The sequence below is a fragment of the Brevundimonas sp. genome (assembly GCF_031412435.1).
GTDB lineage: Bacteria > Pseudomonadota > Alphaproteobacteria > Caulobacterales > Caulobacteraceae > Brevundimonas.
This window is the reverse complement of record NZ_JANODA010000024.1, coordinates 1-19772: the sequence shown is the minus strand read 5'-3', so window position 1 is coordinate 19772 and position 19772 is coordinate 1. Positions and strand designations below refer to the sequence as shown.

20 protein-coding genes and 1 pseudogene are annotated in these 19772 nt (G+C 67.1%); 8 read left to right on the top strand and 13 right to left on the bottom strand.

From position 1 onward, the window contains the following. Positions 1 to 526: pseudogene (locus RMO01_RS04440) on the top strand (hypothetical protein); the annotation flags it as partial. Here the strand turns inward: RMO01_RS04440 and uvrA are convergent. The 6 genes from uvrA to RMO01_RS04410 all read right to left on the bottom strand — a co-directional run bounded on the left by uvrA (position 523) and on the right by RMO01_RS04410 (position 7849). After that, positions 523 to 3468, bottom strand: coding sequence for an excinuclease ABC subunit UvrA (gene uvrA, locus RMO01_RS04435; RefSeq protein ID WP_309627835.1), 2946 nt, complete (start codon positions 3466 to 3468; stop codon positions 523 to 525). The pseudogene RMO01_RS04440 and the gene uvrA sit on opposite strands and share 4 nt — an antisense overlap. Positions 3469 to 3588: 120 nt before the next feature. After that, entirely contained in the window at positions 3589 to 4014 is a 426-nt protein-coding gene (locus tag RMO01_RS04430) for a hypothetical protein (RefSeq protein WP_309627834.1), read from the bottom strand. Positions 4015 to 4065: 51 nt separating this feature from the next. Continuing rightward, positions 4066 to 5661, bottom strand: coding sequence for an EAL domain-containing protein (locus RMO01_RS04425; RefSeq protein ID WP_309627833.1), 1596 nt, complete (start codon positions 5659 to 5661; stop codon positions 4066 to 4068). Between the two features lie 369 nt (positions 5662 to 6030). Beyond that, a complete protein-coding gene (locus RMO01_RS04420; RefSeq protein WP_309627832.1) occupies positions 6031 to 6471 on the bottom strand; it encodes a flagellar basal-body protein FlbY in 441 nt (146 codons plus the stop codon). Continuing rightward, positions 6468 to 6794 (bottom strand): rod-binding protein, encoded by a 327-nt coding sequence (locus tag RMO01_RS04415; RefSeq protein WP_309627831.1) that lies wholly within the window; start codon positions 6792 to 6794, stop codon positions 6468 to 6470. Before RMO01_RS04415 ends, RMO01_RS04420 begins: the two co-directional genes overlap by 4 nt. After that, positions 6794 to 7849 carry a flagellar basal body P-ring protein FlgI gene (locus RMO01_RS04410; protein WP_309627836.1) on the bottom strand — a complete coding sequence of 352 codons (1056 nt, stop codon included), beginning with the start codon at positions 7847 to 7849 and terminating at the stop codon, positions 6794 to 6796. Before RMO01_RS04410 ends, RMO01_RS04415 begins: the two co-directional genes overlap by 1 nt. Before the next feature lie 233 nt (positions 7850 to 8082). Between RMO01_RS04410 and RMO01_RS04405 the strand changes: the two genes are divergently transcribed. Continuing rightward, positions 8083 to 8508: a flagellar assembly protein FliX gene (locus tag RMO01_RS04405; RefSeq protein WP_309627830.1), complete on the top strand. Its 426-nt coding sequence runs from the start codon at positions 8083 to 8085 to the stop codon at positions 8506 to 8508. A gap of 181 nt (positions 8509 to 8689) precedes the next feature. Continuing rightward, on the top strand, positions 8690 to 9124 hold the full coding sequence (gene dksA, locus RMO01_RS04400; RefSeq protein WP_298163436.1) for an RNA polymerase-binding protein DksA: 435 nt from the start codon (positions 8690 to 8692) through the stop codon (positions 9122 to 9124). Positions 9125 to 9142: 18 nt separating this feature from the next. On the opposite strand, the gene RMO01_RS04395 is transcribed toward dksA, so the two are convergent. From RMO01_RS04395 to rpsF, 7 genes are all read right to left on the bottom strand, one after another. Next, positions 9143 to 9613 (bottom strand): group III truncated hemoglobin, encoded by a 471-nt coding sequence (locus tag RMO01_RS04395; protein WP_309627829.1) that lies wholly within the window; start codon positions 9611 to 9613, stop codon positions 9143 to 9145. Then, positions 9610 to 11094: a replicative DNA helicase gene (locus RMO01_RS04390; protein ID WP_309627828.1), complete on the bottom strand. Its 1485-nt coding sequence runs from the start codon at positions 11092 to 11094 to the stop codon at positions 9610 to 9612. Before RMO01_RS04390 ends, RMO01_RS04395 begins: the two co-directional genes overlap by 4 nt. A 117-nt stretch (positions 11095 to 11211) precedes the next feature. After that, complete coding sequence (locus RMO01_RS04385) at positions 11212 to 11589, bottom strand: hypothetical protein (RefSeq protein ID WP_309627827.1); 378 nt, start codon at positions 11587 to 11589, stop codon at positions 11212 to 11214. 124 nt (positions 11590 to 11713) lie between these two features. Then, positions 11714 to 14101 carry a TonB-dependent receptor gene (locus tag RMO01_RS04380; RefSeq protein ID WP_309627826.1) on the bottom strand — a complete coding sequence of 796 codons (2388 nt, stop codon included), beginning with the start codon at positions 14099 to 14101 and terminating at the stop codon, positions 11714 to 11716. Between the two features lie 393 nt (positions 14102 to 14494). After that, positions 14495 to 15079 (bottom strand): 50S ribosomal protein L9, encoded by a 585-nt coding sequence (gene rplI / locus RMO01_RS04375; RefSeq protein ID WP_309627825.1) that lies wholly within the window; start codon positions 15077 to 15079, stop codon positions 14495 to 14497. A gap of 1 nt (position 15080) precedes the next feature. Then, the gene (rpsR, locus tag RMO01_RS04370; RefSeq protein WP_309627824.1) at positions 15081 to 15368 is read right to left on the bottom strand and encodes a 30S ribosomal protein S18; all 288 of its coding nucleotides are present in this window, start codon (positions 15366 to 15368) and stop codon (positions 15081 to 15083) included. 14 nt (positions 15369 to 15382) lie between these two features. Next, on the bottom strand, positions 15383 to 15766 hold the full coding sequence (rpsF, locus tag RMO01_RS04365) for a 30S ribosomal protein S6 (RefSeq protein ID WP_309627823.1): 384 nt from the start codon (positions 15764 to 15766) through the stop codon (positions 15383 to 15385). Between the two features lie 259 nt (positions 15767 to 16025). On the opposite strand from rpsF, the gene RMO01_RS04360 reads away from it, so the two are divergent. The 5 genes from RMO01_RS04360 (at position 16026) to RMO01_RS04340 (ending at position 19691) form a co-directional block, all read left to right on the top strand. Continuing rightward, on the top strand, positions 16026 to 17285 hold the full coding sequence (locus RMO01_RS04360) for a hypothetical protein (RefSeq protein WP_309627822.1): 1260 nt from the start codon (positions 16026 to 16028) through the stop codon (positions 17283 to 17285). Positions 17286 to 17355: 70 nt separating this feature from the next. Then, positions 17356 to 18306 (top strand): ACP S-malonyltransferase, encoded by a 951-nt coding sequence (gene fabD / locus RMO01_RS04355; RefSeq protein WP_309627821.1) that lies wholly within the window; start codon positions 17356 to 17358, stop codon positions 18304 to 18306. Positions 18307 to 18316: 10 nt separating this feature from the next. Then, the gene (gene fabG, locus RMO01_RS04350) at positions 18317 to 19057 is read left to right on the top strand and encodes a 3-oxoacyl-[acyl-carrier-protein] reductase (protein WP_309627820.1); all 741 of its coding nucleotides are present in this window, start codon (positions 18317 to 18319) and stop codon (positions 19055 to 19057) included. After that, positions 19057 to 19287: a hypothetical protein gene (locus RMO01_RS04345; protein ID WP_309627819.1), complete on the top strand. Its 231-nt coding sequence runs from the start codon at positions 19057 to 19059 to the stop codon at positions 19285 to 19287. Before fabG ends, RMO01_RS04345 begins: the two co-directional genes overlap by 1 nt. A gap of 164 nt (positions 19288 to 19451) precedes the next feature. Next, positions 19452 to 19691: an acyl carrier protein gene (locus RMO01_RS04340; RefSeq protein ID WP_013270001.1), complete on the top strand. Its 240-nt coding sequence runs from the start codon at positions 19452 to 19454 to the stop codon at positions 19689 to 19691. The last annotated feature ends 81 nt before the right edge of the window (positions 19692 to 19772 follow it).

The following is a 19772-nucleotide window of genomic DNA, read 5'->3' as shown; positions in this document are numbered from 1 at the left end:
CGCCCTCGTCGTCGCCTTCGTGGCCCTCGGCGTGCTGATCGCGGCGGCCAAGGCGGCGGGCGGCGGCGGGCCGGCGGCCATCGCGGGCGTCATCGGCGGCCTCGCCATCGTCTGCGGATTCGTCTGGCTCGCCGTCCGGCTGAGCCTGGCGGTGCCGATCACCGTGGCCGAGAAGCGCTTCGCCTTCTTCGACTCCTTCGGCGTCACCAGGGGCCGGTTCTGGCCGCTGCTCGGCATGGCGGTGATCGCCATCGTCATGGTGATGCTGGTCGAGCTGCTGTCTTCCATGATCACCCTGCCCCTCGGCCTGATCTCAGGCCTCCAGAGCTGGTCGTTCGGCGGTGATCAGGATTCCGAGGCGGTGCGGGCCGCCCTGAACGTCGGCAATCCCTGGGTGATCGCCCACGCCGTGGTCGAAGCCATCGTGGCGGCCCTGACGGTCGGCATCCTGTACGCGCCGTTCGCGGCCGCCTATCGCGGCGTCACGGGCCTGTCCGGGCAGCGCGGGCCTGGCGCTGAGGCCTAGGCCCGCTTCTTCGCCCGCGTCGGCTTTTCGGCCGGCGCCGCGACGCGGTCGGACAGGGTCGCGACCCGCGCCTTGCGGCGGGTCTCGTGGCGGTCGAGGACCTCCGTGAGGTATTTGCCGGTCCAGCGGTTCGGGTTGGCGGCGACCTGTTCGGGGGTGCCGACCGCGACGATCTCGCCGCCGCCGTCGCCGCCTTCCGGGCCGAAGTCGAGCAGCCAGTCGGCCACCTTGATGACGTCGAGATTGTGCTCGATCACTACGATGGTGTTGCCGTTGTCGACCAGCTCCTGGAGCACCTCCAGCAGTTTGCGGGTGTCCTCGAAATGCAGGCCCGTCGTGGGCTCGTCGAGGATGTAGAGGGTCTTGCCGGTGGCGCGCTTCGACAGTTCCTTGGACAGTTTGACCCGCTGCGCCTCGCCGCCCGACAGGGTGGTCGCGGACTGGCCGACCTGAACATAGCCGAGACCGACGCGGTTCAGGGTCAGCATCTTGTCGCGGATCGAAGGCACGGCCTTGAAGAACGACCCGGCCTCTTCGACCGTCATGTCCAGAACGTCGGATATGCTCTTGCCCTTGAAGACGATTTCAAGCGTCTCGCGGTTGTAGCGTTTGCCCTTGCAGACGTCGCAGGTGACGTAGACGTCGGGAAGGAAGTGCATCTCGATCTTGATCAGGCCGTCGCCCTGGCAGGCCTCGCAGCGCCCGCCCTTGACGTTGAAGCTGAACCGCCCCGGCCCATAGCCGCGCGCTTTTGACTCCGGGAGGCCCGCATACCAGTCTCGGATCGGCCCGAAGGCGCCGGTATAGGTGGCCGGGTTCGAGCGCGGCGTGCGGCCGATCGGCGACTGGTCGATGTCTATGACCTTGTCGAAATTCTCCAGTCCCTCGATCCGGTCGAAGGGGGCGGGAGCGTCCGACGCATTGTGCAGACGACGCGCGGCGGCCTTGTACAGCGTCTCGATCGTGAAGGTCGACTTGCCGCCGCCGGACACGCCTGTGACGCAGGTGAACAGGCCGACGGGGATCTCGCCAGTGACGCTCTTCAGGTTGTTGCCGGTCGCGCCCGAGATTTTCAGCGTCTTCTTGCGGTTCACCGGACGGCGGCCCTCAGGCGGCAGTTCGATCTCGCGCTCGCCGGTCAGGTATTTGCCGGTCAGGGATTTCGGGTTGGCCATGACCTGTTCAGGCGTGCCCTCGGCGCAGATCTCACCGCCATGGACCCCCGCGGCCGGACCCATGTCGATGACATAGTCGGCGGTCAGGATCGCCTCCTCGTCATGTTCGACGACGAGGACGGAGTTGCCGAGATCGCGCAGGCCGCGAAGCGACTCCAGCAGGCGGGAGTTGTCGCGCTGGTGCAGGCCGATCGAGGGCTCATCGAGCACATAGAGCACCCCGGTCAGGCCCGAGCCGATCTGCGACGCCAGGCGGATGCGCTGGGTCTCTCCGCCGGACAGGGTGCCGGAGGCGCGCGACAGGCTCAGGTAGTCGAGGCCGACGTTGTTCAGGAACCGCAGGCGGTCGCCGATCTCCTTCAGGATGCGGCGACCGATCTCCATCTGCTTCTCGGTCAGCTGGTCGGGCAGGGCGCTGACCCAGTCGAAGGCCTTCTTGATCGACAGGGTCGAGATGTCGGCGATGTCGGAACCGTCGATCTTCACCGCCAAAGCCTCGGGCTTCAGCCGCTTGCCGCCACAGGCTTCGCACGGGGTCTCGGACTGGAACCGGCCCAGCTCCTCGCGGACCCAGGCGCTGTCGGTCTCGCGCCAGCGGCGATCGAGGTTCGGAACGACACCCTCGAACGGCTTGGAGACCTCGTATTTCCGGGCGTTGTCGTCATAGACGAACTTTATCTTCTCGGACCCCGTGCCGTTCAGGATCACGGACTGGGCCTTCTCCGGCAGCTCCCGCCACGGCTTGTCCATCGAGAAGCCGTAGTGGAGCGCCAGGGCCTGGAGGGTCTGGGTGTAGAGCGGTGAGGGGCCGCGCGACCACGGCGCGACGGCGCCCTTGTGCAGGGTCTTGTCGCGGTCCGGGATGACCAGGTCGGCGTCGAAGGCCAGTTTGACCCCCAGGCCGTCGCAGACCGGACAGGCGCCGAACGGGTTGTTGAACGAGAACAGCCGCGGCTCGATCTCGGCGATGGTGAAGCCGGAAACCGGGCAGGCGAACTTCTCGGAGAAGGTCATCCGGCGCGGGTCTTCACCCTCGGCTGCATTGGCCCATTCGGCCACCGCAATGCCGTCGGCCAGACCCAGCGCGGTCTGCAGACTGTCGGCGTAGCGCGCCTCCAGTCCCCCCTTGGTGACGATCCGGTCCACGACGATGTCGATGTCGTGCTTGAACTTCTTGTCGAGCGTCGGCGCGTCTTCGATGGCGTAGAACTGGCCGTCGATCTTGAGCCGCTGGAAGCCCGAGCGTTGCCACTCGGCGATCTCCTTCCTGTATTCGCCCTTGCGGCCGCGAACGACGGGCGCGAGCAGCAACAGACGCTCGCCCTCGGGCAGGGCGGTCAGCTTGTCGACCATCATGGAGATGGTCTGGCTTTCGATCGGCAGGCCGGTCGCGGGCGAATAGGGCACCCCCACGCGCGCCCACAGCAGGCGCATGTAGTCGTGGATCTCGGTCACCGTGCCGACGGTCGAGCGCGGGTTCTTGGACGTCGTCTTCTGTTCGATCGAGATGGCCGGCGACAGGCCCTCGATCAGGTCGACGTCCGGCTTGCCCATCAGCTCCAGGAACTGGCGGGCGTAGGCGCTCAGACTCTCGACGTAGCGCCGCTGGCCTTCGGCATAGATGGTGTCGAAGGCGAGCGAGGATTTGCCCGACCCCGACAGGCCGGTCATGACGACCAGCTTCTCGCGCGGGATGTCGACATCCACGCCCTTGAGATTGTGCTCGCGGGCACCACGCACGCGAATGAAGTTGTGCTTTTCGGTCATCTTGTCCGGGAACGCGGGAAGGCCGGACAGGTGTCCGGTGCGACAACGCTATATGGGAACTGATCCTGCTGATTCAGCAAGAACAATGTGGGAACATCAAGGCGCTGCCGCCAGATGCTGTCAATCGAGCAGCGCGGCGCCGGTGTTCAGCGTGATCACGCAGATGAAGTCGTCGGTTCCGCCAGTCGAGCAATAGTCCACACCGAAGAGATCCCGCTCTACGATTTCCGTCGACCGGAACGTGCGACCATTGACGGTGACCTCGGACCCGATGGTGTCGCTGCGCCTTGCGAGGCCGTCATAGAAGGCGCGGGCAGGGGCTCCGGCGCAGGTGAACAGCAGGCGGTCGCTGTCGCCCGAGTTGGCGTGACCGAAGACCCCTGCGGCGATCGCTTGGGCGATGCAATCGACGAACAGGCTGGCGCGTGGAGAAGGCTGCGTCTGGATTGGGCTGTAGTCCGGCGGGCCGTCGAACGTCGGCTCGGGCGCGGTGGCGCAACCCGCGACGGCGATCAGGACGGTGACGGCGAGCATGGAACGGATCAAGGCGACCTCCGGAGGGCGGTCGCCAAACCTGTCACGCTTCGGGTCGTTCCGTCAGCCCCATCCGGCGACGGCGCCCACCCGGCGAGCCACGACAGGCTCGTTGTAGGCCAGCACCGTGCGCGGCTCCGCCTCCGCCTTGCCGAACAGCCAGCCCTGGCCCTGATCGACGCCGATGTCGCGCAGGATGTCTGCGACACCCTCGGTCTCGATCATCTCGGCGATGGTCTCGACCTTCAGCGAACGGCAGAGTTCGACGAGATGGCTGATCAGAGTGCGCGCGCGCGGATCGGTTTCCAGCCCCTGGATGAAGGTCCCGTCGATCTTGATCGTATCGACCGAGAGGCGACGCAGATAGTCGTAGCTGGCCGCGCCGGCCCCGAAATCATCAATGCAGACCTTGATCCCGGCCGACCGCAACGCACCAAGGCGACGGTTGGCGGCCTCGACGTCCGACAACGCGGCCGATTCCGTGACCTCGACGATAAGACGCTTGCGCTCCTCGAGGTTGGACGAGGTCATGCGCAGCAAGGCCTGAACATAGGCATCGTCGACCAGCGAGGCGCCGGAGACGTTGATGGCGAACTTCAGGAGCCCTGCGCCCCGCTGGCGCAGTCGGTTGAGAGCCTTCTCGGCCACGGCGATGTCGAAGCAGTCGATCAGGGCCATCTCCTCCGCCATCCGTATCACCTTCGCCGGACTCTCCGTACCTTTGAACCGGGAGAGGGCCTCGAAGTGATGCACGGCGCCGGTCTTCAGGTCGACGATGGGTTGGTAGTGCAGCTCGAACCGTCGGTCGCGGACCATGGTCTGGAAGGCGTGGGCCTCGTTCAGCGTGCGCGACAGGGCGGCGCTGAAGGTCAGCTCCGGCCGGTTTGGACCGGTATCATTCAGGCAGCCTTCGACGGCCACCCGCAGAGCGCGCAGCGCGTTCAGCGACCCGCCGGCGGCGGCGAGATGGGTCTCGAAGGCCCGGACGGACAGGTCGATGGCTTCGCTGCGGCCGATTTCATTCACCTCGCCTTCGATGTCGACATCGTCGGTCCGGTCACGCAGCAGGGCGAAGCGTTCCGGCCCCAGCTTGCCGGCCGAGGCCCCGTCGATGGAGGCCGCCTGCAGCGCAGCCTCGACGCGGGCGTTCAGCCGCTCCCCTGCTTCGCCCTCGGCCGCGGCCAGACCTTCGACATCGACAAAGGCGACCGACAGATCCTTCGTGTCAGCGGGCGGGGTCAGGGCCTCGCGGGCGCGGCTCAGGAAGGCGTCCGGCGTCAGGGCGGGGGGGGCGGCCGGATTGTGCAGGGGGTAGGCGGGGCCTTCCCAGGTCACCGAGCAGGATACGTTGGGAGCGAGGTCGGGGAGAAGGAAGAAGCGCGCCGTCGCCCGGCGCATCCGGCCTGCGCCGGCCAGGAACAGGACGTCGACCGGCGCCGAACGCGCGCCGGGCCTCAGGCTCTTCAGGAGAGTCTTGACCGGTTGTGTGCTCTCGGGTGCGATCCGGTGCTTCAGGGCTATGCCGGTGAAGCTCTCCGCCGACAGATCGGCCGACGGTCCCGACCCGAGGCCGAACGCCACGGCGCCCTTGGCGTCGAGTTCGAGCAGCAGGTCCGAAGACGCGAAGGCCAAACCCAGGAGGCGTTTGCTGATCGTCATTCGGTCATTCTGTCCGTAGAGGTCTTAAACCTTCGCCGCAAAGTCATCCTTAATGAGGTCGCCACTCCCGTAGGGAGCCACTTCGGCGCGGCCGATTCGTTGACGCCGCCATCGCGGCTTCTATCGTGAACGAAGTCCCCCTCGTCGAGGTCGGCCCGCGCCGGCGCACCGCCTGTCAGAACGCGATCTGGAAGGGCCTGCGGCGCACGAAGATCAGCCGGGTAAGGCCGGGCGGCCTTCGAGATCAATAGCCTGTGGGCCTCGCTGACAGAACAGTTTTGGCCTGTGGACGGCCGGCATGTCTATCGCTCGGGAGGCGTGGTCGCCGAGGCCGACGGTCCGCTCGAACTAGCGCTGGCCGGCTGACCGTCAGGCCGTGCGGTTCAGGGTGACGGCCCGGCTGTCGCCGCCGTTGGCCTGACCGGACGAGCCATAGCCCGTTCCCATGGCCCGCGCGCCGGCGACTTCCTGGGCGATGGTTCGGACAAGGCCTTCCGAGATCGTGCGCGCCGCCTCGACGGTGCGGCCGTGGATGGCGAGCACCGCCTCGAATGCTTCGGTCGCCTTGACCAGAGCCATCCGCTCGCCGGCCGGCGCGGCCATCAGGAGGGCGCGGTTTGCCTTCAGGTGAGCGGACTCGCGACGATACTGGTTCGCCAGTTCCTGGGTCTGGGCGAGACCGGCCGAGACGTCGGCCGCGCGGCGGGTGGCGAAGGCGTCGGTCTCCATTTCCAGCCGGGCGGTCAGCCGGTCGGTCAGGGCCGTGAGATTGCGCAGATAGGCCGTGGCGGTGGTCGGATCGTGGCTCATGCCGTCGCTCCCGGCAGGGTCTGCGCCTGCGACTGTTCGGCCTGCATGCGGATCATCTCGGAAACGACGGTGTCGGCCAGGCCAATTCCGCCGGCGCGGACAGTCTGCTTGGCCATCTCGTCGATCATGAAGCTGCGCCAGGTGCCCTCTGCCTCCCCGCCGCCGAACGGGCCGTCGGTCGAAAGGCCCTCGAACATCGGCTTCAGCATCTGCGACAGGAAGGAGGCTTCGAACTTCTCCGCCGTCTCGCGCATGCGCGGCGTTTCGGCGTTCGGTGCGGCGACGGAGGTCAGCAGGGAGGGGGAGACGGCCAGGTCGCGCATCACAGCACCTCGATGTCGGCCTGCAGGGCGCCCGCCGCCTTGATGGCCTGTAGGATGGAAATCATGTCGCGCGGCGAGACACCGAGGGCGTTCAGTCCGTTGACCAGGGTCGACAGCGAGGTCGCGCCGTTCACCAGCCTGATCTCGCGGCCCAGCTCCTCCTCGACCGTGACGTCGGTTTGCGGAACGACTGCGGTCTGGCCCTGGCTGAAGGGCGCCGGCTGGCTGACCTGGGGGTTCTCCTGGACCGAGATGGTCAGGTTGCCCTGGGCGATGGCGACGGTGGAGATGCGCACGTTCTCGCCCATGACGATGACGCCGTTGACCTCGTCGATGATGACGCGGGCCGGGGTGTCGACCGCGACCGGCATGTTCTCGACCCGGCTGATGAAGGCAGCCATGCCCAGCTGGACCGGGGCGCGCAGGGCGATGACCGAGCCGTTTTCGGCCAGGGCGGTCGAGGGGTAGGTGGCGTTGATGGCGGCGGCGACACGCTGTGCGGTCGTGAAGTCCGGGTTGCGCAGGGTGAGGCGCACTTCGGTCAGGCTGTCCAGCTGGAAGCCCGTCTCACGCTCGACCGTGGCGCCCGAGGCGATGCGGCCCGCTGTCGGCACACCGCGCGTCACCGACGAGCCCGAGCCGCCCGAGCCTGACACGGCGCCGGTCTGGATCGAGCCCTGACCGACAGCATAGACCTGGCTGTCGGCGCCCTGGAGGCTGGTGACCAGAAGCGTGCCGCCCAGCAGGCTCTTGGCGTCGCACAGGCTGGACACCGAGATGTCGACCCGCGAGCCCGGCGTGGCGAAGGGCGGCAGTTCGGCGGTCACCATGACGGCGGCCAGGTTCTTGGAGTTGGCGTTGGTCCCGCGGATGTTGACGCCCAGACGCTCGGTCATCCCCTCCAGGGACTGGCGTGTGAAGGGACAGTTGCGCAAGGAGTCGCCCGTGCCGTTCAGGCCGACGACCAGGCCATAGCCGACCAGTTGGTTGGTCCGGACGCCCTCGATCGAGGCGATATCCTTGATCCGCGACTGGGCCGACGCCGGGGACACCATCAGGGCGCCGACGGCGAGGGGGATCAGGAAGACGGTGAGAAACTTTTGCACTGGGCAGGCTTTCCGCGAGGGTTCGGAGAGGGCGTTGCGAAGATCGTGCCGAACAGAAACGTGAGTGAAATCAGGGACTGCGTCGGGCATGGAGGTGTCGGGCCCGGCAAATCCTGCCCTGCCGTTAACCAAACAGTGACGGTCAGCCCACGATGGTGCGGAATGTCCCGGAGTCTGCGTTCATGAAGGTCAACGGCCCGTCAGGCGCCGCTCCAACGGGCGGTCAGCGTTCCGTGCGTTCGGCCGGCGGCTTCTCGATGCCGCAGACGTCCGGCGCCGCGCCGTCGGCGGCGGCCGCTGCGACCGCTCCGACGTCCGCCGTCGCCGACGTTTCGGCGCTGATGGCGCTGCAGGGCGTCGAAACGGCGGCGGAACGCAGGCGTCGCGCCATCCGTCGCGGCGGAACCCTGCTGGACCGTCTGGACGAGCTGAAGATCGCCATGCTGTCGGGGGAGGCCGGCGAGGGCGCGCTGGAACGCCTGGGCCGGACCCTGCGCGAGGAGCGGCCCGAAGACGAGGATGCGGGTCTGTCCGGATTGCTGGAACAGATCGACCTGCGCGCCGCAGTTGAACTGGCCAAGGCCGAAGTTCGCCGCAACGCAGCATAAGTGCCGGAAAACCGGTCTCATTCCCGTGTTCGGGGAGCGAAGTGAGGACGAAATGTCACGGTGCCGGTTGCAACGAAGCTTTGCCACGATCACGGACGCGCGAACCCGGTTGCCGCGACTCTCTGGCCTGCCTATACGCCGTCCTGCGCCATGGGGGGCGTTGTTCTAGAGTGTGAGTGCGATGACCGCATTGGCCTCGATCGTGTCTGACGAACCGGTCGCCTACCGACCTTCCGACGACGAGCCGTTCATGAATGAACGTCAGCTCGCCTATTTCAAGCACAAGCTGATGGCGTGGCGGGATGACATCCTGCGCGAATCCAAGGGCACCGTCGTCAACCTGAAGGCGGAGACGGAGAACCATCCGGATCTGGTCGACCGGGCCTCGTCGGAATCGGACCGCGCGCTGGAACTCCGCACCCGCGACCGTCAGCGCAAGCTGATCTCCAAGATCGAGGACGCCCTGCGCCGGATCGAGGACGGCTCCTACGGCTATTGCGAGGACACCGGCGAACCCATCGGCCTCGGCCGCCTGGAAGCCCGTCCCACCGCGACCATGTCGGTGGAAGCCCAGGAACGCCACGAGCGCCGCGAACGGGTCCACCGCGACGACTGAAGCCTGGTCGCCAGGCGGTCAGGCCCGGGTTCTGCGCGCATACCGCTCGCCGGCGGCCAGAAGCACGCCGTTCGCACCGGCGATTCCGAGCTCAAGGCTTTGGGCGATCCGCTCGGCGCGCTCAATGAAATGAATGGCGGCGACGGGCGGGCAGAGTGCGCGTGCGGTCTGGCGGAACAGCTCCAGCCAGCGATCGAAATGGCGGGCGTCGATCGGCAGGGGTAAGTGTTTCGGCATCGGTCGACCCTGATAGGCGCCAGTCGACAAGGCGACCGACGACCAGAACAACTTCATCTGCGCCAGGTGCGGCCGCCAGTCCTCGATGCGCGCGGCGAAGACGGGACCGATCAGGTCGTCCTCTCGAACGCGCGCGTAAAAGCCCTCGACCAGAGCGTCGATCATCGCCTCGTCGATGCCCGTCGCCTGCCTGATCTCCTGCGAGACGGCCTGGCGTCGGGCTTCGGCGGTCGGGTGATCGCCTTCGATCACTCCGGGATGTCGCTGAAGTTGCCGTAGCCGCTGCGGGCCAGGTTGCCGAAGCGCGTCGTATCCGCGTCGAAGCTCAGTTTCACGATGCCGATCGGGCCGTGGCGTTGCTTGCCGATGACGACCTCGGCCTGGTGTTCCAGAAGGTCCATGTCCTCCTGCCACTTCAGATGCTCTTCCGTGCCCTCGCGCGGCTCGGTGCGGCCCAGGTAGTAGCTTTCGCGATAGACGAACATCACGCAGTCGGCGTCCTGCTCGATCGAGCCGGATTCGCGCAGGTCGGACAGTTGAGGGCGCTTGTCCTCCCGGTTCTCGACCTGGCGTGAAAGCTGTGACAGGGCGATGATGGGCAGGTTCAGCTCCTTGGCCAGCGCCTTCAGGCCACCGGTGATCTCCGACACCTCCTGCACCCTGTTCTTCTGCCCGTTGCCGTCGCCGACGGTAATCAGCTGAAGGTAGTCGACGATGATCAGGTCCAGCCCCTGTTCCATCCGCTTCAGGCGGCGCGCGCGGGCCGCGAGCTTGGAGATGGCCAGGCCGCCGGTGGCGTCGATGTAAAGCGGGCTCTCGCCGATCTCGATGGCGGCGTCGCGGACCTTGCCGAAGTCAGAGGCGTCGATCTCGCCCTTGCGCAGGCGGTCGGACGACACACCCGACGCATCGGCCAGGATACGCATGGCCAGCTGTTCGGCGCTCATTTCCAGCGAGAAGAAGGCGACCACGCCGCCGCTGACGGTCTTGCGGCCGTCCGGCGTGGGCTCCCAGCGGTAGTTGCGGGCCACATTGAAGGCGATGTTGGTGGCCAGCGCCGTCTTGCCCATCGACGGACGGCCGGCGAGGATCAGCAGATCGGACGGATGCATGCCGCCGAGCTTGGAATCCAGGTCGTCGAGGTGGGTGGCCAGACCCGCCAGTTTCCCGTCGCGTTGATAGGCCTCGCCCGCCATCTGCACTGCGCCGGCCAGGGCCGTCGAGAAGCTGACGAAGCCGGACGACGGAGCTCCGGTCTCGGCCAGCGAATAAAGGGTTAGTTCGGCCTGTTCGATCTGTTCCAGCGCCGCGCGCTCGGGATCGGGGGCCTCCTTGATGATGTCGCCGCCGATGCGGATCAGGTCGCGGCGCAGGGCCAGGTCGTAGACGACCCGGGCATAGTCCGGCGCATTGGCGCCCGGAGGCGCGCGGTCCATCAGGTCGGCCAGATAGCGCAGGCCGCCGAACTCGGCGAAAGCCGGATCCTGTTTGAACCGCTCCATCAGGATGGTCGGCTCGGCCAGCATGCCCTGGCGGATGTGATCCTCGATGGCGTCGTAGAGCCGCTGGTGGAAGGGCTCGTAGAAGTGCGAGCCGCGGAGGCGATCGCTCAACCGCTCGAAGATGGCGTTGTCGAACATCAGGGCGCCCAGCAGCGCCTGCTCGGCCTCAAGGTTGTGGGGCAGCGACGGCAGGGCGACAGCGTCGGCGGAAAATGGAGAAAAGGCGTTCATCGGGTTAACGCTTACCCGTCACACGCCCCTGCGACACGGTCGGTCGCACCCTCGAACGGGGATGAAAGCGGTCAGTCTGTGGACCGCTGTAAAATCCCTAGACGGAACAGTTCGGGGTCAGGCCACAGGGCAGGGGTAGCGGTCCGCCATCCACTCCCGGATGCCGTCGGTCGGGGTCATCCGCGTGCGCCGCGGCTGGGGGATGGCGTTGAGGAAGGCCAGCAGCTGTCGCGGGTTGACCTCCATTCGAGCCGGCGGGCAGGCGGCGGGGCGACGCCCGGCGGCGCGCGCCGCACGGTTCTCGGCGCCGACCGCTGTGAAGGCCGCATTGGCCTCGTTCATCAGCCGGCGCGCGTCGGGCCTGAGCGCGGCGAGTGGGTTTAGCGGGATGCGGTTCGCCCGGGTGACGAAGGTGTCGAGCGTCCCGTTCGACTGGGCGAAGGCGGGGGCGGCGCACGTGACGGCGACGGCCAGGGCGATGGCGGCGGTTTTCATATTCGGACCCCTCCGGTTGAAGGCCAAGCTTCAGCCTCCGCTCGTGGCGGAAGCATGGCGCCCCCAAACGGAAACGGCGCGGAGATTGCTCTCCGCGCCGTCGCCCTGTCCAGAAGGGACGTGTTTAGAAGTTGTAGCTCACCCGGGCGAACAGGAAACGCCCGTTGAAGCCGTAAGGCGAGAAGCTGGGGAAGCCCACCGAACCCGTGCCGCCGTTGTTCGCGGCGGGGGTGAAGTTCGGATATTCGTCCGTCAGGTTGTTGACGCCCACCGCAGCCGTGACGCCGATCGGGAAGGTATAGCGGCCTTCCAGGTCGATCAGGGTCGCGTCGCCGACCTGGTAGTTCAGCGTGGAGGTATTGTTGGCGACCAGAACGTCGCCGTAGTAGGTCGCGCGCGCCGTGGCGGAGACGTCACCCAAGGTCCAGTCGACGCTGCCCACGACCTTGCGCTTGGGCGTGCCGTCCGTGAACGACCGCTGGTTGGCGGTGTCGAACAGGTAACCGGGCGAGGTCGGGATGGCGACGGTCGACGGCACGGTCGGCAAGGCCGTGATCTCCGTATCGTTGAAGTTGGCGGCGCCGGTGAAGGTGAACTGGCCAAAGTCCTGGCTGGTGCGGTAGCGGGCGACGATGTCCGTGCCGCTGGTCGTGGTGTCGACCCCGTTCAGGAAGAAGCGGGCCCCCGTCACGCCGAACGGCCGCAGCAGCCCCAAGGTCGTATCGGTGGTCAGCTGGGTCTGGCTAGGACGGGCCAGACCCAAGGTTTCGGAGTAGATGATCCGGTCCTCGATATCGATCCGGTACGCGTCGACAGTCAGTTCAAAGCCGCCGTTCCGCAGGACGAATCCTCCGGAGAAGTTGGTCGAATCCTCCGGCTCAAGCGGGGCGGACCCCAGGGCGATGGCGACCGGGTCGTTGACGCGGAAAGAGCCCGCCTGGACCAGCGAGGTGACGGGGACGCCCCCGACCACGGTGGTGACCAAGTTGGTCGCGACGTAGCTGAAGAACTGCTGCTGCAGGGCCGGAGCCTTGAAGCCCGTCGAGATCGCGCCGCGCACGGCGAAGTGATCATTGACGTCATAGCGCGCCGAAAGCTTGCCGGTCAGCGTGTCGCCGAAGTCGGAATAGTCCTCGTAGCGGGCGGCGAACCCGAGTGTGAACGCCTCGGTGAAGCGGCCTTCCAGGTCGATGTAGGCGCTGATGTTGCTGCGATCCTCGTCGACCACGTTGGACGGCTGGAAGCCCGGGAAGCCCTGGGCGCCGGCGCCGGCGTTGAGCGGCCCCTTGTTGTACGAGGTCGGCTCGCCGGCCGAGACCTCGAAGGTCTCGCGGCGGTACTCGACGCCGAAGGCCAGGTTCAGCGGTTCGAACAGACCCGCCTCGATCTGCTTCACGCCGTCGGCTGCGATAGTCAGCTGGTCATAGGCCAGGCCGCCGGCGTCGAACGAGGTCTGCGACGCCGCGCCGTAGGAGGCGTTCACGCTGTTGAAGACGTTGTATTCCAGCTCGTTGCGGCCGTATCCGATCGAGAAGTCCCAGTCGATCCCGCCGCCTTCGCCTTTCAGGCCGCCGAACAGGTTGAAGTCGTCGATCGCGGCCCCGATCATCGGCAGGAAGCCGTTCGGATAGATGGCAAGGACGTTGTTGCCGTTGCTGAAGGCGCGCGCGGTGGCGGCCGATTCCGAGTCGCGGTGCTGGAAACCGCCGAAGGCGTAGGCCTCCCAGCCGTCCTGCAGAGGCTTGCCGGCGTTGAACCAGACCGACTGTGCGCTGGTCTTCGGGTCGCCGAAGCGGCCGAGGACCGTCGTGGCCGATCCGCCCACAACGTTCGAAGGGGCGGCATAGTCCGAGCGGTTGGTCGGATCGCGCTCCTGGACCTCGCCGGAGAGAGTCAGGAAGCCGTCGCCGAACAGGGGCAGGCCGATCCAGCCGGAGAGAGAGATCTGTTCGCCGTCGTTGCGGTCGTGCGAGCCGCGGGCGGTGTCGAACTCGGTGTCGAAGACGCCATAGACGGCGGTCAGGCCGCCGCCGGAATTGGCTTCGCGCAGGCGCAGGTTGATGACGCCGGCGATGGCGTCGGCGCCGTACTGGGCCGAGGCGCCGTCGCGCAGGACTTCGACGTTGCCCAGGGTGACGGCGGGAACGGTATTAAGGTCGAACGCGGTCGAGCCGCGGCCGAGGTTGCCGTTGACGTTCACGAGGGCGGCGACGTGGCCGCGCTGGCCGTTGATCAGGACCAGGGTCTGGTCGGGGGCGAGGCCGCGCAGGGTCGCCGGGCGGACGTGGTCGGAGCCGTCCGAGATGGCGGGACGGGGGAAGTTGATGGCCGGAGCCGTTGCGGCGAGCGCGGCGGCCAGTTCGGTGCCGGCGCCCTGCCGGGTCAGGACCTCGCCCGAGATCACATCAACCGGTGCGACGGAGTCGAGGCGGGTGCGGCCGACCGTGCGCGTGCCGGTGACGATGATCTCGTCGACGGCCGTCGCTTCTTCCTGCGGAGCCGTCTGGGCCATGGCCGCGATCGGGCAGGCGAGCAAGGTCGCCGCAGAGGTAAAACCAAGGAGGACGGAGCGAGAGATTCTGAGGTGCATGACGAGCCTGATGAGCTTTGGCCGACGCGGGACGCGCGGCGCGCGATATTGGGTCCGAGGTCCGGCGTTGACGGCCTCGTGGTTGTCGGCCGGCCAGCCGCGCAAGATTATTGCGCGGACTGGCGCGGACGCCCCCCTGTCATGCAAGCTGGGTGCGTCCGGAGACCCGGTCAAGCTAGGGTTAACGCAAGTGACCGGGCTCGTTGCAATTTTGACATAGTTTCTGCGACCCGCTCGCGACGCGCAGCAAAAAGGGCGTGTCCGGAGGACACGCCCTTTAGGTTTGCTATCGGTTCGTCGAACCGATCTTCAGGATCAGGCCTCGGAGCCGAGACCGTCCTGTTGACCGGCGCCGCCTTCGACCATGTCGCGCGCCTGTTCGGCGGCCGCGTTACGGTCTTCGTCGTAGGCCGACTTGATCACGTCCTCGCCCTTCGCCTGACGTTCGGCTTCGTCAGCCGAGCGGGCGATGTTGATCTTGACCGTGGCGGTGACCTCGGCATGCAGGCGCACGACGACTTCATGGACGCCCAGGGTCTTGATCGCCGTGTTGAGGGCGATTTGCGAACGCTCGACCTTGCCGCCTTCAGCCTGGATGGCTTCGGCGACGTCGCGACCGGCGACCGATCCGTACAGCTGACCGGTTTCGCCGGCCTGGCGGATCATCACGTAGGACTGACCGTCGATCTTGTCGGCGATCTTCTGCGATTCACCCTTGTTCTTCTCGTTGCGGGCCTCGATGGCGGCGCGGTCGAGTTCGAACTTCTCCAGGTTCTTGGAGGTGGCCCGCAGCGCCTTTTCACGGGGCAGCAGGAAGTTACGGGCGAAGCCATCCTTGACGGTGACGACGTCGCCGATGGCGCCGAGGTTCTCGACGCGTTCGAGCAGAACGACCTTCATCTTACTTCACCACGTAGGGCAGGAGGGCCAGATAGCGGGCGCGCTTGATGGCCTTGGCCAGTTCGCGTTGCTTGATCTGGGACACGGCAGTGATGCGCGAGGGCACGATCTTGCCGCGTTCGGAAATGTAGCGCTGCAGCAGCTTGACGTCCTTGTAGTCGATCTTCGGCGCGCCTTCACCCGTGAACGGGCAAACCTTGCGGCGACGATAGAAGGGACGGCGGCCGGAACCGCCCGAGCCGGCAGGGGTGCCGGGGACGTTGGCGGAGGGGGATGTGGTGTCAGTCATGTTTCCAGATCTCCTTACGCGGCCACTTCGGCGTCTTCACGCGGACCACGTTCGCGGTCGCGTTCACGCTCGCGCTCACGACGGGCCAGCAGCGGCGACAGTTCCAGGTCGAGCTCTTCGACCTTGACCGTCAGCCAGCGCAGGACGTCTTCGTTGATGCCGAGCTGACGCTCGACTTCGGCCATGGCGGGGGGCGGGCAATCGATGGCCAGCAGGGAATAGTGAGCCTTGCGGTTCTTCTTGACCCGGTAGGTCAGGTTGCGCAGGCCCCAGTACTCGATCTTGGCGACGGAACCGCCGCCGGCCACGATCAGGTCCTTGATGGTGTCATTGAGGGCTTCGGCCTGTTGCGCGCTGATATCCTGGCGCGACATGACCGTGTGCTCGTAAAGAGCCATTCGGTAGTCTCCCTTGTAGGGCATCGGCGCAGACGGACCGGGTAAAGTCCGAACCACGATGGATCCTGAAGCGGCGGCCGGGATGACTTCCCGAACCCTTTGGTGTTCCGCATCAGGACCGAAGCCCTGGAAAGCGGGCGCGTATAGGGGAAAAGCGGCGATCGGGCAAGAACTGTCGGCTTTGGTCGCGAATCCGGCGCGTTCACCGTCGCCTTCCATGCAATCCTAGGGCGTTCGAGGACTGGTCGTCGCGATGACAATGGACCGCAGACAGGCTTTCGGCGGAGCGCTGGCGCTGGGCGCCTGCGCCTCCGGAGTGTTCGGCCAGGATCGGGCGGGCGAACCGGACGCCGGAAGGCAGGGCCCCGACGCGCCTGGTCGTTGCGAGATCGGCGCCCCTCTGACCGACCCGCAGCGGCGGGTTTCCGTCTTCGGTCCGCGGATCTCGGGCTCGGGGGTTCATCGTCTCTCGCCTGATGGACGGACACTGGCGATCCGGGACTATCGGACGCTGATCTTCATGTCGCTGGACGGCGGCCCGACGCGATCGTTTCCTCTGGAGGGGCCGTCGTTCGGGGTCGGGGACGACGAAGACTCGATTGCCTGGAGCGACGACAGCCAGTCGCTCTGGCTGCTGAAGGGCGACACAGCCCGGTCGGGCTTCTCCACCGGCCCCCGGGTCTGCGCCCGCCGGTGGGTGGACGGGAGGCTCGAGGACCTGCCCGCCCTGCGTGATGCGCCCGGACGTCTCGATCAGGTGCGATGGCTGACCGGGGCGGGTCTCGGCATCGCCAGTTTCGACACGCGCGGCGGCTCCTACCGGCCCGAGCTGCCGAGCACCGCGCCCTGCCTGGGGGTGATCGAGGCCTCGACGGGACGTGTGCGGTCCCAGGTCTCCGTCCGCGACGACCTCCTGGCCCTCTTCGACGACGCGCCGCCGACGGACATCTACTGCAAGGTCGGGCCCGGCGCCGTGATGCATGACGGTCGGGCCCGGGCGCTCGTGACGGCTTATGCCACGGTCCCCGGGCAGGACAGCGTGGGCGGCCTCGTGCTTTGGACCGAAGGCCGGCGCCCGACCGTTCTTCCGGGGGAGGCGCTGGAGGGCGACGTCGCCTTCGCCGACGGTGGTCGCAAACTGCTGGTTCGCTTTCCGCTGGAGGCGACCGGCGTCCTCTACGAACGCCGGCCTTCTCCGCCGCGCACCCCGGTTTCGGGCGACTATGCGGGCCTCTACGACCTGGCGCGCGATCGCTGGGTCTGGCGGCTGTCCGGTCGATCGACCGACTGGGGAGAGGGAAAGGGTGTCGCGGTCAGCGCCAGCGGGCGAAAAGCGCTGATCGGCCTGCTGGAAAGCTGTGACATCCGCAGCGTTTACGGGCTGATCGATGTCCGGACGGGACGGATTCTCCGGCGGCTCGCGTCCTACAACAACGCCTTGCCCACCCTGGGTTTCGACGGCGAGGAGCCGTGGACGGCGTGGGGCGGGGTTCTCGACCTCTACGGCGGGGCTGCCTAGCCCTCGCTTGCCCTGAGGCGCCCATCGTCCTACCCCTCCGTCCTGATTCAACCGACCAAGGACCTCCTTCATGACCCTCGCCCTCCTGTTCCCCGGACAAGGCAGCCAGGCGGTCGGCATGGGCGCGGCGCTGGCCGACGCCTTCGGATCGGCGCGCGAGGTGTTCGCCGAGATCGATCAGGCCCTGGGACAGGATCTGTCCGGCCTGATGCGGAACGGCCCCGAGGACCAGCTGACCCTGACCGAGAACGCCCAGCCGGCCCTGATGGCTGTGTCGCTGGCCGTCATCCGGGTGCTGGACAAGGAGTTCGGGGTCGCCGTCGATCGCGCGGCCTTCGTCGCCGGCCATTCGCTTGGCGAATACTCGGCCCTGGCGGCGGCGGGCGCCCTGTCGATCGCCGACACGGCGCGGCTGCTGAAGCTGCGCGGTCAGGCCATGCAGCGCGCCGTGCCGGTCGGGCAGGGGGCGATGGCCTCCCTGATCGGGCCGAAGACGGACCTGGCCCTGGCCGAGGCCGCCGCCGCAGCGGGCGCCGAGGTTGGGGTCTGCGTGGTCGCCAATGACAACAATAACGGCAATGTCGTCATCTCGGGCGAGAAGGCCGCCGTGGACCGGGCCATCGAGAAGGCCAAGGAGCTCGGCGCCCGCGCCATCCCGCTGAACGTCTCGGCCCCCTTCCACTGCCCGCTGATGCAGCCCGCCGCCGACGAGATGACCACCGCGCTCGCCTCGGCCGCGCTGTTGGCGCCGGCCGTGCCCGTGGTCGCCAACGTGACCGCCCGCCCCGAGCAGGACGCCGATACGATCCGTCGCCTGCTGGTCGAACAGGTCACCGGCCGCGTGCGCTGGCGCGAGTCGATGGAATGGATGGCCACCGAAGGCGGCGTCACCCGTTTCGTCGAGATCGGCGCGGGCAAGGTCCTGACCGGCATGGCCAAGCGCATCGCCCCCGACGCCGAAAGCCTGGCGCTCAACAGCCCGGAAGACATCGAGGCCTTCGCGAAGTCGTTGGCCCAGTAAGGAGAGAAGCATGTTCAACCTGACCGGCAAGACCGCCCTCGTCACCGGCGCCACGGGCGGTATCGGCGGGGCCGTCGCCCGCGCCCTGCATGCCCAGGGCGCCGCCGTCGTCCTGTCCGGCACGCGCGAGGCGGTGCTGGCGGAACTTGCGGCGGAGCTTGGGGATCGGGCGACGTTCTCGGCCGCGAACCTGTCGGAGCCGACCTCTGTCGACGGCCTGGTGGGGGCGGCAGAGGCCGTGGCGGGCGCTCCCCTCGACATCCTCGTGGCCAACGCGGGCATCACCAAGGACGGTCTGCTGATGCGGATGAAGGACGAGGACTTCCAGTCTGTTCTGACCGTCAATCTGGAAAGCTATTTCCGCCTGTCGCGCGCCGCCATGAAGGGGATGATGAAGCGCCGTTCGGGACGGATCATCGGCATCACCTCGGTGGTCGGCGTCACCGGCAACGCCGGCCAGACCAACTATGCGGCGTCCAAGGCCGGCATGATCGGCTTCTCCAAGTCCCTGGCCCAGGAAGTCGGGTCGCGGGGAATCACCGTGAACTGCATCGCGCCGGGCTTCATCACCTCGCCCATGACCGACGTGCTCAACGAGCAGCAGCGCGACGGCATCCTGAGGAACATCCCGGCCGGCCGGCTGGGCACGGGCGACGAGATCGCCGCCGCCGCCGTCTATCTGTCGTCGGACGAGGCCGCCTATGTCACAGGCCAGACCCTGCATGTGAACGGCGGCATGGCGATGATCTGATGATTGTCCTGCGCTACCTCGCCACCCTCCTCGCCGGCCCCCTGCTGCTGGTCGGCGTCATCTGGGTGCTGCAGGGGCTCAACGTCCTGCCGGGCAGTTTCATGACCGGCCAGATCATCTGGGCCGTCTACGGCGCGCCTATGGCCCTGGCGGGCGGCGCCCTGGCGTGGTGGGTCAATCGCCGGCGCTGGTCAAAGCCCTCGGGCTCAAGTCGCGCAACCGCGCGATAGCCCATCAATGAGAGTTCACACCTATTTCCCTCGCCGAGGGCTGTGCTAAAGGCGTCGGCAACCGGTTGGGTCAGCGAGGCGTTGCCTCTTGCGCAAGCGGAGCCGTCGTGAGACGGCAAGACCACCATACGCCGCCCCGGCGGCTCTAGAAGGCAGAGACACCCATGTCCGATACCCTGGAACGCGTCCGCAAGATCGTCATCGACCACCTGGACGCCGATCCGGACAAGGTCACCGAAAAGGCCAGCTTCATCGACGACCTGGGCGCTGACTCGCTCGACAACGTCGAACTGGTCATGGCCTTCGAGGAAGAGTTCGACATCGAAATCCCCGACGACGCCGCCGAGCACATCCAGACCGTCGGCGACGCGGTGAAGTTCATCGACGAGAAAACCGCGGCCTAAGCCAAGGTCCCAACGGCATTCAATGGCCGCCCGGCCCTCCTAGCGGAGAGGCCCGGCGGCCATTACTGTTTCTGATTCAGA

Coding starts and splice junctions, on each gene's coding strand:
- uvrA (WP_309627835.1), bottom strand. CDS start 3,468: ATGACCGAAAAGCACAACTTCATTCGCGTGCGTGGTGCCCGCGAGCAC.
- RMO01_RS04425 (WP_309627833.1), bottom strand. CDS start 5,661: ATGACGATCAGCAAACGCCTCCTGGGTTTGGCCTTCGCGTCTTCGGAC.
- RMO01_RS04420 (WP_309627832.1), bottom strand. CDS start 6,471: ATGAGCCACGATCCGACCACCGCCACGGCCTATCTGCGCAATCTCACG.
- RMO01_RS04415 (WP_309627831.1), bottom strand. CDS start 6,794: ATGCGCGACCTGGCCGTCTCCCCCTCCCTGCTGACCTCCGTCGCCGCA.
- RMO01_RS04410 (WP_309627836.1), bottom strand. CDS start 7,849: ATGGTGTCCCCGGCGTCGGCCCAGTCGCGGATCAAGGATATCGCCTCG.
- RMO01_RS04405 (WP_309627830.1), top strand. CDS start 8,083: ATGAAGGTCAACGGCCCGTCAGGCGCCGCTCCAACGGGCGGTCAGCGT.
- dksA (WP_298163436.1), top strand. CDS start 8,690: ATGACCGCATTGGCCTCGATCGTGTCTGACGAACCGGTCGCCTACCGA.
- RMO01_RS04390 (WP_309627828.1), bottom strand. CDS start 11,094: ATGAACGCCTTTTCTCCATTTTCCGCCGACGCTGTCGCCCTGCCGTCG.
- RMO01_RS04385 (WP_309627827.1), bottom strand. CDS start 11,589: ATGAAAACCGCCGCCATCGCCCTGGCCGTCGCCGTCACGTGCGCCGCC.
- RMO01_RS04380 (WP_309627826.1), bottom strand. CDS start 14,101: ATGGCCCAGACGGCTCCGCAGGAAGAAGCGACGGCCGTCGACGAGATC.
- rplI (WP_309627825.1), bottom strand. CDS start 15,079: ATGAAGGTCGTTCTGCTCGAACGCGTCGAGAACCTCGGCGCCATCGGC.
- rpsR (WP_309627824.1), bottom strand. CDS start 15,368: ATGACTGACACCACATCCCCCTCCGCCAACGTCCCCGGCACCCCTGCC.
- rpsF (WP_309627823.1), bottom strand. CDS start 15,766: ATGGCTCTTTACGAGCACACGGTCATGTCGCGCCAGGATATCAGCGCG.
- RMO01_RS04360 (WP_309627822.1), top strand. CDS start 16,026: ATGGACCGCAGACAGGCTTTCGGCGGAGCGCTGGCGCTGGGCGCCTGC.
- fabD (WP_309627821.1), top strand. CDS start 17,356: ATGACCCTCGCCCTCCTGTTCCCCGGACAAGGCAGCCAGGCGGTCGGC.
- fabG (WP_309627820.1), top strand. CDS start 18,317: ATGTTCAACCTGACCGGCAAGACCGCCCTCGTCACCGGCGCCACGGGC.
- RMO01_RS04345 (WP_309627819.1), top strand. CDS start 19,057: ATGATTGTCCTGCGCTACCTCGCCACCCTCCTCGCCGGCCCCCTGCTG.
- RMO01_RS04340 (WP_013270001.1), top strand. CDS start 19,452: ATGTCCGATACCCTGGAACGCGTCCGCAAGATCGTCATCGACCACCTG.